Raw genomic sequence first — 14,305 nt, forward strand, 5'->3', positions numbered from 1 at the left:
GTTCGACCGTCACCCCGAGACGATGCGCATGAACAACGGTGTAGTGACGCACGCGCGTGCAGCGCGCGTGGATGCGGATGTGGTGAGCCGATTCGCCACCTGCTGCAAAGCGCTCGGCCTGCCGGTTTACGACCGCCGCCGTCCCGCCGACATGCCGGCCGCGCACCGGGCGTTCACCGAACTCACCCGGGTCGCACACGATCAGTGCGACGCATGGACGGGACTGGCGGCCGCCGGTGGGGCGGACTCGCTCGAGGTGCTGGCCGCCGTCGTCCGCACCGCCGACACCGCCGGCGTGCTGCAGCGGCGCATCGAGCTACCCGCCGGTGCACTGGGGTTCGACTACGACGCCGGGCTCTACCTCCGATTCCGCGCCACCACCACCGACGACTTCCGGCTCGCCTATGCTGCCGCGCTGGCGACCGACGGGGCGTTCCATGCCGCCGACGAGATCATCGGCGAGATCCGCTCCCGCCGCCCGCAGTGGCATGAGGCGCGTTGGGTCGACGTGGCGCTGCGGTCCCGCGCGCACCGCTGGTCGGATGTGGTGAAGCTGCTGACCCCGGTGGTCAACGACAGCGGGCTCGACCCCTACTTCGCGCACGCCGCCAAGGTGGCGCTGGGTGTTGCACTCGCCCGGCTCGGGATGTTCGCCCCGGCGTTGTCCTATCTCGAGGAACCCGACGGCCCGGTCGCCGTCGCCGCGGTGGATGGCGCCCTCGTCAAGGCACTGGCTCTGCGCGCCTACGGCGACGAGGACGCCGCCGCCGACGTCTTGCAGGACCTGTACGCCGCCAATCCGGACAACGAGCAGGTCGAGCACGCGCTGTCCGACCCGACGTTCGGCGTTGTCACCACCACCGCGGCGCGGATCGAGGCCCGCACCGATCCGTGGGACATCGAAACCGAGCCCACCGCAGACGATTTCATCGACCCGGAGGCCCGCGAGCGCAAGGCCGCACTGCTCGACGAGGCCGAACGCGAGCTCGGCGAATTCATCGGCCTCGACGAAGTGAAGAATCAGGTGGCGCGGCTGAAGAGCTCGGTGGCGATGGCGTTGCGGCGCGAGCAGCGCGGGTTGGCCGTGGCTCAACGCACCCACCACCTGGTGTTCGCCGGCCCGCCCGGTACCGGCAAAACGACCATCGCGCGCGTCGTCGCCAAGATCTACTGCGGCCTCGGACTGCTCAAGCGGGAGAATGTCCGCGAGGTGCACCGCGCGGACATGATCGGTCAGCACATCGGTGAGACCGAGGCAAAGACCAACGCCCTCATCGACAGTGCGCTGGACGGCGTGCTCTTTCTCGATGAGGCTTACGCCCTGGTTGCCACCGGCGCGAAGAACGACTTCGGGCTGGTCGCCATCGACACCCTGCTGGCCCGGATGGAGAACGACCGCGATCGCCTCGTGGTCATCATCGCGGGCTATCGCGCCGACCTCGATCGGTTCCTGGACACCAACGAAGGTCTGCGGTCCCGGTTCACCCGCAGCATCGTCTTCCCGTCCTACTCGGCAGCCGAACTCGTGGAGATCGCCGTCGCGATGGCGGCCAACCGGGACAGCGTCTTCGAACCCGCCGCCCTGCAGCATCTCGAGGAGTTGTTCGGCCGGCTGGCCGATTCGTCGACCCCCGACTCGACCGGCGTGGCGCGCCGCAGCCTCGACATCGCCGGCAACGGTCGCTTCGTCCGCAATGTGGTCGAACGGTCCGAGGAGGAACGCGAATTCAGGTTGGACCACACGGACCTGGCCGGCGCTGACTTCACCGACGAGCAGCTGATGACGATCACCGCCGCCGATGTGCGCGCATCCGTCGTGCCGCTGCTGGGTGGCCTGGGCCTGACGGTGCCCCAATGAGCGATGATCGACGGTCCTTCTCGTCGCGTACACCGGCCAACGACAACGACGAGAAAGTCACGTACCGGCGCGGCTTCATCACCCGCCACCAGGTGACGGGCTGGCGCTTCGTCATGCGCCGCATCGCATCCGGACTTGCGCTGCACGACACCCGGATGTTGGTCGACCCGTTGCGTAGCCAGTCGCGCGCGGTGCTGATGGGCGTCCTGCTGGTCGTGACCGCTGTGCTCGGCTGCTTCGTGTTCTCGGTGCTGCGCCCCGGCGGTGTGCCGGGCAGCGACCCGGTGCTGGCCGACCGCTCCACCGCCGCGCTCTACGTGCGCCTCGGTGACCGACTGCATCCGGTGCTCAACCTGACGTCCGCGCGGCTCGCTGTGGGACGTGCGGTGGATCCCACCACGGTCAGCGGTGAGCAGCTGGACACGTTCGCCCGAGGCAGCCTGATCGGTATCCCCGGGGCTCCGGAACGCATGGTGCAGAACACCTCTCGCGACGCGCACTGGGCGGTGTGTGACGGCACCGCCGGATCGGACCAGGCCGGCGTGACCGTGATCGCCGGACAGCTGGAACGCGGCGGTGCCCGCGCGGACCAACTGGGCGACGGTCGTGGCGTATTGGTCGGCGGCATCGACGGGACCTGGCTGCTCTGGGACGGCCGGCGCAGCGCGATCGACCTCGCCGACCGCGCCGTCACCGACGCGCTCGGACTGCCCGCCACAACCCCCACCCCCCGGTCCATTGCGGCAGGTCTGTTCAACGCGATCCCGGAGGCCCCGGCACTACGGATCCCGCAGATCCCCGAGGCAGGTTCGCCCGCCGGCTATCCGCTTCCCGTGACGGCCCCGATCGGCGCGGTGGTGATCGCTTACCGCAACGACGGCACTCCGGTGAACTACGCGGTGCTGCCCGACGGGCTTCAGCCGATCAGCCCGGTCTTGGCGGCGGCGTTGCGCAACGCCAACTCCTACGGGCTGGCTCAGCCGCCGCACCTCGGAGCCGACGACATCGCCCGCCTGCCGGTCTCGACGATGCTCGATGTGTCGGCATTCCCGTCCGTGCCGATCAAGCTGGTCGACGCGGCGACCGCGCCGGTGACCTGCGCGCAGTGGAGCAAGATCGACGGTGCCGCAACGAGCGCGCTGACGTTGTTGTCCGGCTCGGTACTGCCGGTCGCCGGCGGGACGCAATCGGTCGACCTCGTCGGCGGCACCAAGCCCGGCACCGCGACCCGAGTCGCACTGCCGCCCGGGCGCGGCTACTTCGTCCACACCGTCGGACAACAGCCGGCGTCGCCCCCGGCGGGATCACTGTTCTGGGTGTCCGACACCGGCGTCCGGTACGGAATCGGCGGCGACCCCAAGACAGGTGAAAAGACCATCGCCGCATTGGGTTTGTCCGAACCGCCGCTGCCGATCCCGTGGTCGGTGCTGACACTGTTCGCCCCCGGCCCGGCCTTGTCCCAAGCCGACGCCCTCGTCGCGTACGACGCCGTCCGGCCCGTAGTCCAGCAGGAGAACCGATGAGCCGCCTGATCTTCGAGGCCGGCCGGCGGTTGCCGGCTCCCCCCACCAACAAGGGGGCGATCGTCATCGAGCCGCCCCCCGAGCTGCCGCGGGTGGTGCCCGCGTCGATGCTGCGCCGTGCGCTGCCGTTCCTGATCGTGATCCTGATCGTCGGCATGATCGTCGCGATGGTGGCCACCGGGATGAAACTCATCTCGCCGCAGACGCTGTTCTTCCCATTCGTGTTGCTGCTGGCCGCCACCGCGCTGTACCGCGGAAGCGACAACAAGATGCGTACCGAGGAGGTCGACGCCGAACGCGCCGACTACCTGCGCTACCTGTCGGTCACCCGGGACAACGTGCGCGCCGAGGCCGCCGCGCAACGCGATGCGCTGCTGTGGTCGCACCCCGACCCCTCGGCACTGACCGTCATCCCCGGCTCGCGCCGGCAGTGGGAGCGTGACCCGCACGACTCCGACTTTCTGGTGCTGCGTGTCGGGCTGCACGACGTGGCGCTGGCCACCACGCTGCGGGTCAAGGACACCGCCGACGAGGTCGACCTGGAGCCGGTGTCACACAGCGCGTTACGCGCCCTGCTCGACACGCAGCGCACCGTCCGCGACGCCCCCCGCGGAATCGACGTGACGACGGTGTCTCGGATCACCGTCCACGGCGACACCGATGAGGTCAGGGCCGTGCTACGCGCCTGGCTGGCTCAGGCCGTCACCTGGCACGACGCGGCGACCCTGGGCGTCGCGCTGGCCAGCCCCGACCTGGAATCACCCGACTGGAACTGGCTGAAATGGCTGCCGCACAGCGATATTCCCGGTCAGCTCGACGGCTGCGGTCCGGCTCGATACCTGGCGGCCAACACCGACGACCTGATCGCGGCGATCGGGCCCGCACTTGCCGACCGCCCGCTGTTCGGTGTCGACGCCGACGATCCGCTGCGTCATCTGCTGGTGGTCGTCGACGATCCGGGCCACGCGCCGGAGGACTCGGTGCTCGCCACCGGCTTGGCCGGAGTCACGGTGATCTACACCGCCGCAGCCCAATCCGGACCACGACCCGGCCAGTACGCCGATCCGGAACGGCCGATACTGCGGGTTGCCGGAGGCACGATCGAGCGTTGGGAGAGCGACGGCTGGCAGACCTACGTCGCCCACGCGGACCGGCTGGCACACGCCGACGCTGTGCATCTGGCACGCGGCCTGGCGCGATGGGACTCCAACCCCACCCACGCCGGACTTCGCTCACCGGCCACCAGGGGCGCGAGCTTCACCACCTTGATGGGCATCCCGGACGCATCCGCACTCGACATCGCGGACGTGTGGGCACCACGGCTTCGCGATGAGGAGCTACGGGTACCGATCGGCGTCACCGCGACCGGCGTGCCGCTGTACTTCGATCTCAAAGACGAGGCCGAAGGCGGGATGGGCCCGCACGGTCTGATGATCGGCATGACGGGCTCCGGCAAGTCGCAGATGCTGATGTCGATCCTGTTGTCGTTGTTGACAACTCACTCAGCCGACCGGCTGATTGTGATCTACGTGGACTTCAAGGGTGAGGCCGGCGCCGACATCTTCCGCAACTTTCCGCAGGTGGTTGCCGTCATCTCCAATATGGCGGAGAAGAAGTCCCTGGCCGACCGGTTCGCCGACACGCTGCGCGGTGAGGTCGCCCGTCGGGAGGCTCTGCTGCGTGACGCCGGGCGTCGGGTGCAGGGCAGCGCATTCGGCTCGGTCGCCGAGTACGAGGCCGCACGGCCTGCCGCCGAGGCATCGGGCATCGAACTACCCTCACTGCCTACGCTGTTCGTCGTCGCTGACGAGTTCACGCTGATGCTGGCCGAACACCCAGAATACGCCGAGCTGTTCGACTACGTCGCCCGCAAGGGGCGCTCGTTCCGGATCCATATCCTGTTCGCCTCGCAGACCCTCGACATCGGACGCATCCGCGACATCGACAAGAACACCTCATACCGGATCGGTCTCAAGGTGGCCAGCCCCGCCGTCTCGCGGCAAGTCATCGGTGTCGAGGACGCTTATCACATCGAATCCGGCAGGGAACACAAGGGAGTCGGCTTCCTGGTGCCCTCGCCGGGAGCCGCACCGATCAAGTTCCGCAGCACCTATGTCGACGGCATCTACGACCCGCCGCGCCCGGTGACGTCGTACGCGGTGCCGTCCGCGCCTGATCCGGTGCCGTTCACCGCCGGACCGGCTGCGCTCGACGAGGACATCGTGGTGCTGTCCGACCGCGAGATCGAACCGGCCGCCGTGCCCCGCAAGCTGATCACCACCATCGGTGAGCAACTGGCGCTGTACGGTCCGAAAGCACCGGCACTGTGGCTGCCCCCGCTGGACGAGAACATCGCGCTCGACGAGGTACTCGCGGGTGCTGCTGTGCCGGAGCGGCAGTGGCGCTGGCCGCTGGGAGAAATCGACCTGCCGTTCGAAATGCGGCGCGAGCCGCTGGTTTTCGATGCGACCTCGTCGGCGGGCAATGTGGTGATCCACGGTGGCGCCAAGTCCGGGAAGTCGACGGCGCTGCAGACCTTTGTGTTGTCGGCGGCTCAGCTGCACTCGCCGCGCGACGTCACGTTCTACGTCCTGGACTACGGCGGCGGACGATTGCGCGGCCTGGAAGATCTGGCCCACGTGGGCAGCGTGGCCTCACCGCTGGAACCGGAGCGGATCCGGCGCACGTTCGGCGAGCTGGAGCAGCTGCTGCGGTCGCGGCAACGCACTGCCGGACACCAGGGCGGCTACTCCGACTCTTACGGTGAAGTGTTCCTGCTGATCGACAACCTGTACGCCTTCGGCCGCGACAACACCGACCAGTTCAACACCCGCAATCCGCTGCTGGCTGACGTCACCGAACTGGCGAATACCGGTTTGGCGCACGGTATTCACGTCGTCATCACCACGCCGAACTGGCTCGAGGTGCCGCTGGCGATGCGCGACGGACTCGGGTTGCGTCTGGAACTGCGCCTGCCGGACCCGCGAGACAGCAACGTCCGGGTCACCGACAGCCTGCGCAGGCCCGCCGAATCGGTGCCGCACGACCAGCCCGGCCGTGGACTGACGATGGCGGGGGAGCACTTCTTGTTCGCTGAACCGGATCTGACCCGGATAGCGGCGATCAACGCCGCGTACCCAGGACTGCACGCTCCGTTGGTGCGTCTGCTGCCCGCCGACCTGGAGCCCCGGGTGGTGGCCCCTCTGCATCGCGGCGGTGAGCGAGTGGTGCTGGGACAGCGTGAGTTCGACCTCGACGCGGTGGTCCACGATTTCGCCGAACATCCGCTGCTGATGGTGCTCGGCGACAGCAAGTCGGGTAAGACCACTCTGCTGCGGCACCTCATCCGCACCATCCGCGACAATTCCCGCGCCGAGGACGTCGCCTTCACTGTGTTCGACCGGCGCCTGCACCTCGTCGATGAACCGCTGTTCGCCGACAACGAGTACAGCGCGAACATCGACCGGGTGACTCCGGCCGTGATGGGTCTGTCGGCATTGATCGAACAGCGCCGGCCGCCGGCGGGCCTGACCGCCGGCGAACTCTCGTCCTGGGACTACCGCACCAGCACGGCCTCGGCACACACCCACTTCCTGATCATCGACGACGTCGACCAGATCCCGGACGGCCCGGCGATGAGCGGGCCCTACGCCGGGCACCGGCCATGGACACCACTGATCGGGCTGCTCTCCGCCGCAAGTGATCTCGGTCTACGGGTGATCGTCACCGGCCGGGCAAGCGGTTCGGCGCACGCACTGATGACCAACCCGCTGCTGCGCCGCATGAGCGATCTCCAGGCAGCCGTGCTGATGTTGTCGGGCAATCCCGCCGACGGCGCGAAGATCCGCGGACATCGGTTCACCAGGCTCCCCGCTGGACGGGCGATGCTGCTCGGTGACAGCGATGGTGTCGAGCATGTCCAACTGGTCAACCCGTTTGCCCTCGCGCACAGCGCATCTCATGCGCGCTACCCAGAGGAGAACCCGTCATGACCCTGCGCGTTGTCCCAGAGGGGCTGGCCGCGGCCAGCGCCCAGGTAACGGCTCTCACAGCACGATTGGCCGCGGCGAACGCCGCTGCCGCACCGTTGATCACGGCGGTGCTGCCGCCCGGCTCCGATCCTGTCTCGCTGCAGACGGCCGCAGGCTTCAGCGCCCAGGGACTCGAGCACACCGCGACGGCCACCCAGGGTGCGACCGAACTCGGCCGATCGGGCGCCGCGGTGGGGGAGTCCGGCGCCGGTTACGCAGCCACCGATGCCGCCGCGGCAGGGACCTACGTGATCGCACGGGGAGGCTGATGACCGCGCCAATCTGGTTCGCGTCGCCGCCGGAGGTGCATTCGGCGCTGTTGAGTGCCGGCCCCGGTGCCGGTCAGATGCTCGCCGCAGCCGCGGCGTGGGCGGCGCTGAGCGTCGAATACGCCGACGCCGCAGCTGAACTCACCCAAATCCTCGCGGCCGTTCAGGCCGGCTCATGGCAGGGGCCGAGCGCAGAACAGTACGTCGCGAGCCACGCGCCCTATCTGGCCTGGCTCGAGCAGGCCAGCGCGCACAGCGCCGGGGCAGCCGCCCAGCAGCAGACGGCCGCCGCCGCCTACACCGCGGCGCTGGCCGCCATGCCGACGCTGCCTGAACTGGCCGCCAACCACACCGTCCACGGGGTGCTGATGGCCACCAACTTCTTCGGCATCAACACCATCCCCATCGCCCTGAACGAGGCCGACTACGTCAGGATGTGGATCCAGGCGGCCACCACGATGAGTGTCTACCAAACCGTCGCCGGCACCGCGCTGGCCGCGGCGCCGCGCAGCGTGCCCGCTCCGACGATCGTGCTGCCCGGCGGAGAAGCCGCATCGTCGACGATGGCGCTCGCGACCGCAGCGCAACCGCAAGCCGGCGAATCCGGTTCCGCGCTGACCAATTCCAACAGCATCCTGGATCTGCTGGAGGCCTACATCAAGTCACTCCCGGACGGCGACCTGATCTGGGACTTCCTCACCCATCCGGTCCAGAGCCTTCAGCAGATCATCGTCGACTTCCTGACCAACCCGGTCCAGGCCTGGCAGACCTGGGGGCCGCTGCTGTCCGCACTGCTCTACCAGGCGATCTTCCAGCCGGTCGGATGGACCACGTGGGGGCTGGTGTTGAGCTCACCGCTGTGGGCCCCGATGCTCCTCGTCGCCGGCCTGCCCCTGCTGGGGTTGTTGACGCTGGTGCCGAATCCGGCCGCCCCTGACGTCGCACCCGAGCCGGCCCCGGCGCCGATCCAAGCGCGGCAACCCAACGTCTGGCCGGTGTCGTCAGCGGCACCGACCGTGCCCGCCACCGCGCCCGCGGCACCGACCGCCGCCGGTGCACCGGCCCCCGCCCCGGCACCGGCGACACCCGCCCCGGCAGCGCAGGCAATGTTCTACGCGGTCGGCGGGGCGGACCCCGACGACGGCCCGGGCCCCTCACTGACCGAAGGCAGCGGCGCCAAGGCCCCGGTGTCCGAGGCGGCACCCGCCGCGGCAGCGCTGTCCTCCGTGCAAGCCAAGGAACGCGCGCAGCGGCGACGTGCCCAGCGACTCAAGGACCGCGGGCACCGGGACGAGTACATGGACCTCAACAGTGACATCGGCCTACCCACCGAACCGGCTGCACCGCCCAGCACGTCGTCCTCCGACCGGGGTGCGGGAACGCTCGGATTCACCGGCACCGCGACCAAAGCTCGCGATGTCACCGCCGCGGGGCTGACCGAGTTCGCCGGCGACACAACCGAACGCCCCATCACGCCGATGCTTCCGGCCACCTGGGACAGCGATCCGTCCGACAGAGATCACCACCGAGAATGATGGGAGAAATACCGTGAGCATGCTGGATGCGCACATACCGCAACTCGTGGCCGCCGAGGCTGCCTTCGGTGCCAAGACGGCGCTGATGCGCAGCACCATCGCACAGGCCGAACAAGCCGCGATGTCGTCGCAGGCATTCCATATGGGCGAGTCCTCGGCCGCCTTCCAAGCCGCGCATGCGCGGTTCGTCGAGGTCGCCGCGAAGGTCAACTCGCTGCTCGACATTGCGCAGGTGAACCTCGGCGAGGCGGGCGCGACCTATGTGGCCCAGGATGCCGCAGCGGCAACGACATACGGAGGCTTCTGATGTCCCAGATCATGTACAACTACCCGGCCATGCTCGGGCATGCCGGTGATATGGCCGGCTATGCAGGCACGCTGCAGGCCGTCGGCGCCGATATCGCCACTGAACAGTCCGCCCTGCAGGGCGCCTGGCAAGGCGAGAGCGGGATGACCTACCAGGCATGGCAGGCACAGTGGAACCTCGCTATGGAGGAACTGGTGCGCGCGTACCGGGCGATGGCGGGCACCCACGAGACCAACACGTTGTCGATGCATGCGCGTGATCAAGCCGAAGGCGCCAAGTGGGGCTGAGACGTGGCCGCACCTAACGCGGTCGAGCTGACCGCTGACGCTGCGTGGTGTGTCGCCGAAAGCATTGGTGCAGGCTCGTTTCCGTGGGTGCTGGCGATCACGCCCGCGGTGGCCGACCAGCGGGATGCCCAGGCGATCCTGGCCCGGTTACGAGCCGAGCTGACTCGCGCACGCGTGATGTCCGAGGACGGGACGGTGGCACCTGCGGTAGCCCGCTGGACACGCACGGTCTGCGCGCCGGACCGGTGGCTCGAGCTTCGCTACGTTCGGGATACCGGCGCGGAGATGTTGCGCGGCCTGGTGGCCCGTCGAGGAGACCACACGGTGGTGGCGCTGCGCAGTGGTGAGCTCGTCACTCTCACCGAGCTCGACATCAGTGATCCGTTTGCGCTTGCCCTGGCCGTTGCTGCCGGGCTGGCCGGTCGCTCACCGGCGCGATTCGCGGAGTTCACCCTGCCGACCAGGGCCGGGCTTCGGGCCGACGAAAAGCTGCGTGCCGGAGCCGATCTCGGCCGGGTCCTCGAACACCTGGGCATTCCCGGCTCGGCGGTCCCGGTGGTGCGATCGGTGTTCACCGGACCGCGCAGTTACGTCGAGATCCGCGCCGGCTCCGCCCACGACGGTGTGCACCGTCTCAGCGAGGTCGGCGTGGGCATCGTCGACAGCGACGCCGGCCGCGTGCTGGTGAACCCGGAACGCGCAGCCGACGGGGAATGGCTGTCGACCTTCTCGCCGGGCACCCCGTTCGCGATCGCGCTGGCGCTCGACCGGCTCACCGACACGCTGGCGGATGGCCGCTGGTTCCCGTCCGCCACGCTGGCCCGCGACTTCACGAAGAATTGACAAGAGAGAGAACAACAATGACCGAAACCCCGGTGCTGCCGATCGTGCGGGTCGCCGTTTTGGCGTATGGCCGGATCACCGACGTGGCGCTGCCCGCGGAGTTGCCGCTGCGCGAGATCCTGCCCGCTGTGAAGCGGTTGGTGCCACCGGACTCCGACGACGAGACCGCGAGCCCCACCCCGATGACCCTCGCCCCGATCGGCGGTCCGCCATTCAGCGTCGACGCGAGCCTGGACACCGTCGGTGTGGTCGACGGTGATCTGCTTGCACTGCAACCAGTTCCGGCCGGACCGCCCGCGACCGGCGTGGTGGAGGACGTCGCCGATGCCGCCGTCATCTTCTCGGCCGCCCGCACCCGTCCGTGGGGACCGCACCGTCTGCAGGTGGGTGCGCGACTGGCCGCCGCGGTGTTTGTGGTGGCGCTGTGCGCGGTCGGGATCACCCACCGCGCCGCGACCGCCTCGGTGATCGGTCTGTACGCGGTCGCCGCGCTGGCGGTGCTCACCGCGGTCACCGGACTGGTGTTGCGGGCCCGGTCCGCTCGGCTCGCCACCCAGGTGTCGGCGGCGGCTTTGCTGCCCATCGCGTCGGCCTTCTGGCTGGCCGTACCGGGACTGTGGGGATCCCCGCACGTGATGCTGGCCGCGGCCGGCGTGGCCGCATGGTCGTTGATCGTGTTGACCCAGACCGGGGACGGCGTCGGGTTGTTCACCGCCACCGCGATTGTCGGCGTCGGAGCATTGCTGGTCGCCGGCGCGGCGGCGCTGTGGCAACTACCGGCCCGGACCGTCGGCTGTGCTCTGATCCTGGTAGCCCTGCTGCTCACCGTGTCGGCCCCCGCGCTGGCGGCGATGTGGGCCCGGTTCCCGCTGCCGGTGATCCCGGCCCCCGGTGATCCGACGCCGTCGAGTCCGGCGGCCCGGTTGCTGGCCGATCTGCCGCGCCGGGTCCGGGTCGCCGAAGCACACCAGACCGGTGTGATCGCGGGCAGCGTGTTGCTGTCGAGCGCCGGATCGCTGATCGTGGCCGGCCGCACCGACGGTCCCGGCGTCTGGGGCTGGTATCTGGTTGCGGCCGCCGCGGCCGCGGCTGTGCTGCGCGCCCGGGTGTGGGACACCACGGCATGTAAGGGCTGGCTGCTCGCTCAACCATTCCTGGTGACCGCAGGGCTGCTGGTCGCCTTCTCCGCGCAGCACCGCTTCATCGCCGCGCTGTGGGCACTCGTGGTGCTCGGAGCGCTCACCGCGGTGTGGGTGATCGTGGCCGTCAATCCGGATACAGCCTCCGCGGAACGCTATTCACTACCGGTGCGCCGCCTGGTGGGTTTCCTTGCCGCCGGCGTCGACGCATCTCTGATCCCGGTGATGGCCTATCTCGTGGGCGTCTTCACATGGGTCCTCGATCGATGATGCGGGCCGCCGCGGTTGCCGCGGTGGTACTGCTGGTCGCAGCACCGGCGGCCGGCGCCGTGAACCCGCCGGTCGCCGACCCCGCGGCGCAACCGCCGGCTGGGACTGCCGGGCCAACCGCCGGGATGTCCCAGCGGTCCGAATGCGTGACCACCGGGGTGCGTCCCGGCAGCGACCCAGCTGCCGTGAGCCCCAATCAGGCAATGCTCGATCTCACAGGAGCACAACAGTTTTCGCGGGGTGAAGGCCAGACCGTCGCTGTCATCGACACCGGTGTCCGGCCGGGACCCCGGCTACCGAATGTGGTCGGCGGTGGCGATTACCTCGCCTCGGGCGACGGGCTGACGGATTGCGACGGCCACGGCACGCTGGTGGCCGGGATCATCGGCGGACAGCCCGGACCTGACGGATTCAGCGGAGTCGCACCGGGCGCGCGGCTGCTGTCGATCCGGCAGGCCTCGCCGCGGTTCTCGCCCAACGCCGGGGGGAAGGACCCGGCGTCGGTCCAGGCGAACGTGGAGATCGAAACACTGGCCCGCGCGGTCGTTCATGCCGCCGACCTCGGCGCCACCGTCATCAACATTTCCACCACCACCTGCCTGACACCCGACAAGCTCGGCGATCAACAGACTTTGGGCGCTGCGCTGCGCTATGCCGCGATCGACAAAGACGTCGTCATCGTCGCTTCCGCGGGCAATGCCGGCGCCTCCATGGATGGCACGCCGGGTACTCAGTGCGCGTCGAATCCGCCGGGCGACGCGACCAGCGCCGGGGACCCGCGGAACTGGGCGGGCGTCAGTTCGGTATCGGTCCCGTCGTGGTGGCAGCCCTACGTCCTGTCGGTTGCGGCGTTGACCGCTGACGGACAACCGACCGACTTCACGATGGCGGGCCCGTGGGTGGGTATCGCCGCGCCCGGCGAGAACGTCGTATCGCTGAGCAACGATGCTGCGGGCGGGCTGGCCAACGGCATGCCGGATGGGCGCGGCGGGATGTCGCCGCTGAACGGTACAAGTTTCGCCGCCGCCTACGTCGCCGGAGCCGCCGCCCTGGTCCGTAGCCGCAACCCGGGCATGCGCTCCGACGAGGTGGTCCGGCGGTTGACGGCCACCGCGCACAACGCGGCGCAGGCACCCTCCAACCTGGTCGGTGCCGGAGCGCTGGATCCGGTTGGTGCCCTCACCTGGACCGTCAGTCCGGCCGGTGACAGGGCACCGGCCACCAAACGCGTTGCGGCCCCCACACCGCCAACGCCGGTCGATCACACCCCGCGCACGGTGGCGTTCATCGGAACGGCGGTGCTCGCGGCTGCGGTCATCGTGGTCGCGGTCGTCACCCGCAGACGCAAGGAAGAACGCGAATGACTGAAATCAACGGACCGGGCGCCGGTCGGCTCACGGTTGTCGGCATGGCGATCGTCACCGCGGTACTGGCGTACCCCTGGCGGTCGACCGCAGATCGGTGGGCGCTGGGTATCGCGGTCGCCGTGGTGCTGGTGTCGATGATGTGGTGGCGCGGTCAATTTCTGACCACCATCCTGTGGCGTCGCCTGCGAGTTCTGCTGAACCGCAGACCGATTGAGGGCGCATCGGCCGACATCCAGGGGCGGCGCACCGATGCGGTCACGACGGCTCTGCTCCGGGTGGACAGCCGACATGGCGAGCTACCCGTCGGCGTGCTGACCGGCTACCTCGACCGGTACGGACTGGTGTGCGACGCCGTTCGCGTCACCACCCGCACGGGTCCGGATTCGACGACGACGTGGATCGGTCTCACATTCAGCGGTGCACGGAATCTGGCTGCGCTGCAAGGCCGATCGGCGCGGATACCGTTGCGCCAGACCGCGGAGAACGCGGCTCGCCGCCTGGCCGGTCATCTGCATGAAACCGGGTGGACCGCAACGCTCGTCGACGCCGCTGAGGTGCCCGCCCTCGCCGCGGGGGATGCCCGCGAACGGTGGCGGTCGGTTACCGACGCGCGCGGCCACCTGACCACCTACTCGGTCGCAGATCCGCAGACGGTGCTGCGCGGGGTGAGTGCTGCCGGGGCGCAGGAGGTTTGGACGGTGGTGGAGATCGCGGGCCCCTCGCTGCTCACCGATCTCAAGGCCGGTGTGGCGATTCGCACCGAGGAGGCGCCGGCCACGCCGGCCCCCGTGCCGGGGCTGGCGGCTATCCACGGGCGCCAGGCCCGAGCTCTTGCCGCGCTGCACCCGCTGTCCGGTATGCGACTCGTCTGAGGAT

General features: G+C 69.3%; 11 protein-coding genes. All 11 read left to right on the forward strand.

Translation table 11 applies throughout. The annotated features are described in order from the left end of the window. The first annotated feature begins 28 nt into the window (after positions 1-28). Genes eccA through eccE form a run of 11 tightly spaced genes read left to right on the forward strand, consistent with a single transcriptional unit; the run spans position 29 to position 14,301 of the window. Entirely contained in the window at positions 29-1,858 is a 1,830-nt protein-coding gene (eccA, locus tag AB4879_RS07450; protein WP_370507072.1) for a type VII secretion AAA-ATPase EccA, read from the forward strand. After that, positions 1,855-3,381, forward strand: a complete 1,527-nt coding sequence (gene eccB / locus AB4879_RS07455; RefSeq protein ID WP_370507073.1) for a type VII secretion protein EccB — start codon at positions 1,855-1,857, stop codon at positions 3,379-3,381. Before eccA ends, eccB begins: the two co-directional genes overlap by 4 nt. Further along, complete coding sequence (eccCa, locus tag AB4879_RS07460) at positions 3,378-7,373, forward strand: type VII secretion protein EccCa (RefSeq protein ID WP_370507074.1); 3,996 nt, start codon at positions 3,378-3,380, stop codon at positions 7,371-7,373. The genes eccB and eccCa overlap by 4 nt, the downstream gene beginning before the upstream one ends. Beyond that, positions 7,370-7,681, forward strand: coding sequence for a PE family protein (locus tag AB4879_RS07465; protein WP_102805033.1), 312 nt, complete (start codon positions 7,370-7,372; stop codon positions 7,679-7,681). The genes eccCa and AB4879_RS07465 overlap by 4 nt, the downstream gene beginning before the upstream one ends. After that, on the forward strand, positions 7,681-9,216 hold the full coding sequence (locus tag AB4879_RS07470; protein ID WP_102805034.1) for a PPE family protein: 1,536 nt from the start codon (positions 7,681-7,683) through the stop codon (positions 9,214-9,216). Before AB4879_RS07465 ends, AB4879_RS07470 begins: the two co-directional genes overlap by 1 nt. A gap of 13 nt (positions 9,217-9,229) precedes the next feature. Continuing rightward, a complete protein-coding gene (locus tag AB4879_RS07475) occupies positions 9,230-9,523 on the forward strand; it encodes a type VII secretion protein EsxS (protein ID WP_102805035.1) in 294 nt (97 codons plus the stop codon). Further along, on the forward strand, positions 9,523-9,810 hold the full coding sequence (locus tag AB4879_RS07480; RefSeq protein WP_036342845.1) for a WXG100 family type VII secretion target: 288 nt from the start codon (positions 9,523-9,525) through the stop codon (positions 9,808-9,810). Before AB4879_RS07475 ends, AB4879_RS07480 begins: the two co-directional genes overlap by 1 nt. Before the next feature lie 3 nt (positions 9,811-9,813). Beyond that, positions 9,814-10,653: an ESX secretion-associated protein EspG gene (locus tag AB4879_RS07485; RefSeq protein ID WP_370507075.1), complete on the forward strand. Its 840-nt coding sequence runs from the start codon at positions 9,814-9,816 to the stop codon at positions 10,651-10,653. A 17-nt stretch (positions 10,654-10,670) separates the two neighbouring features. Further along, the gene (gene eccD, locus AB4879_RS07490) at positions 10,671-12,062 is read left to right on the forward strand and encodes a type VII secretion integral membrane protein EccD (protein ID WP_370507076.1); all 1,392 of its coding nucleotides are present in this window, start codon (positions 10,671-10,673) and stop codon (positions 12,060-12,062) included. Then, positions 12,059-13,426, forward strand: coding sequence for a type VII secretion-associated serine protease mycosin (gene mycP, locus AB4879_RS07495; RefSeq protein WP_370507129.1), 1,368 nt, complete (start codon positions 12,059-12,061; stop codon positions 13,424-13,426). The genes eccD and mycP overlap by 4 nt, the downstream gene beginning before the upstream one ends. Beyond that, positions 13,423-14,301 (forward strand): type VII secretion protein EccE, encoded by an 879-nt coding sequence (gene eccE / locus AB4879_RS07500; protein ID WP_370507077.1) that lies wholly within the window; start codon positions 13,423-13,425, stop codon positions 14,299-14,301. Before mycP ends, eccE begins: the two co-directional genes overlap by 4 nt. The last annotated feature ends 4 nt before the right edge of the window (positions 14,302-14,305 follow it).

Source organism: Mycobacterium sp. SA01 (assembly GCF_041287105.1).
Classification (GTDB): Bacteria; Actinomycetota; Actinomycetes; order Mycobacteriales; family Mycobacteriaceae; genus Mycobacterium.

Bases quoted from the DNA above. Each gene is read 5' to 3' on its own strand.
- eccA (WP_370507072.1), top strand. From the start codon at position 29: ATGAACAACGGTGTAGTGACGCACGCGCGTGCAGCGCGCGTGGATGCG.
- eccB (WP_370507073.1), top strand. From the start codon at position 1,855: ATGAGCGATGATCGACGGTCCTTCTCGTCGCGTACACCGGCCAACGAC.
- eccCa (WP_370507074.1), top strand. From the start codon at position 3,378: ATGAGCCGCCTGATCTTCGAGGCCGGCCGGCGGTTGCCGGCTCCCCCC.
- AB4879_RS07465 (WP_102805033.1), top strand. From the start codon at position 7,370: ATGACCCTGCGCGTTGTCCCAGAGGGGCTGGCCGCGGCCAGCGCCCAG.
- AB4879_RS07470 (WP_102805034.1), top strand. From the start codon at position 7,681: ATGACCGCGCCAATCTGGTTCGCGTCGCCGCCGGAGGTGCATTCGGCG.
- AB4879_RS07480 (WP_036342845.1), top strand. From the start codon at position 9,523: ATGTCCCAGATCATGTACAACTACCCGGCCATGCTCGGGCATGCCGGT.
- eccD (WP_370507076.1), top strand. From the start codon at position 10,671: ATGACCGAAACCCCGGTGCTGCCGATCGTGCGGGTCGCCGTTTTGGCG.
- mycP (WP_370507129.1), top strand. From the start codon at position 12,059: ATGATGCGGGCCGCCGCGGTTGCCGCGGTGGTACTGCTGGTCGCAGCA.
- eccE (WP_370507077.1), top strand. From the start codon at position 13,423: ATGACTGAAATCAACGGACCGGGCGCCGGTCGGCTCACGGTTGTCGGC.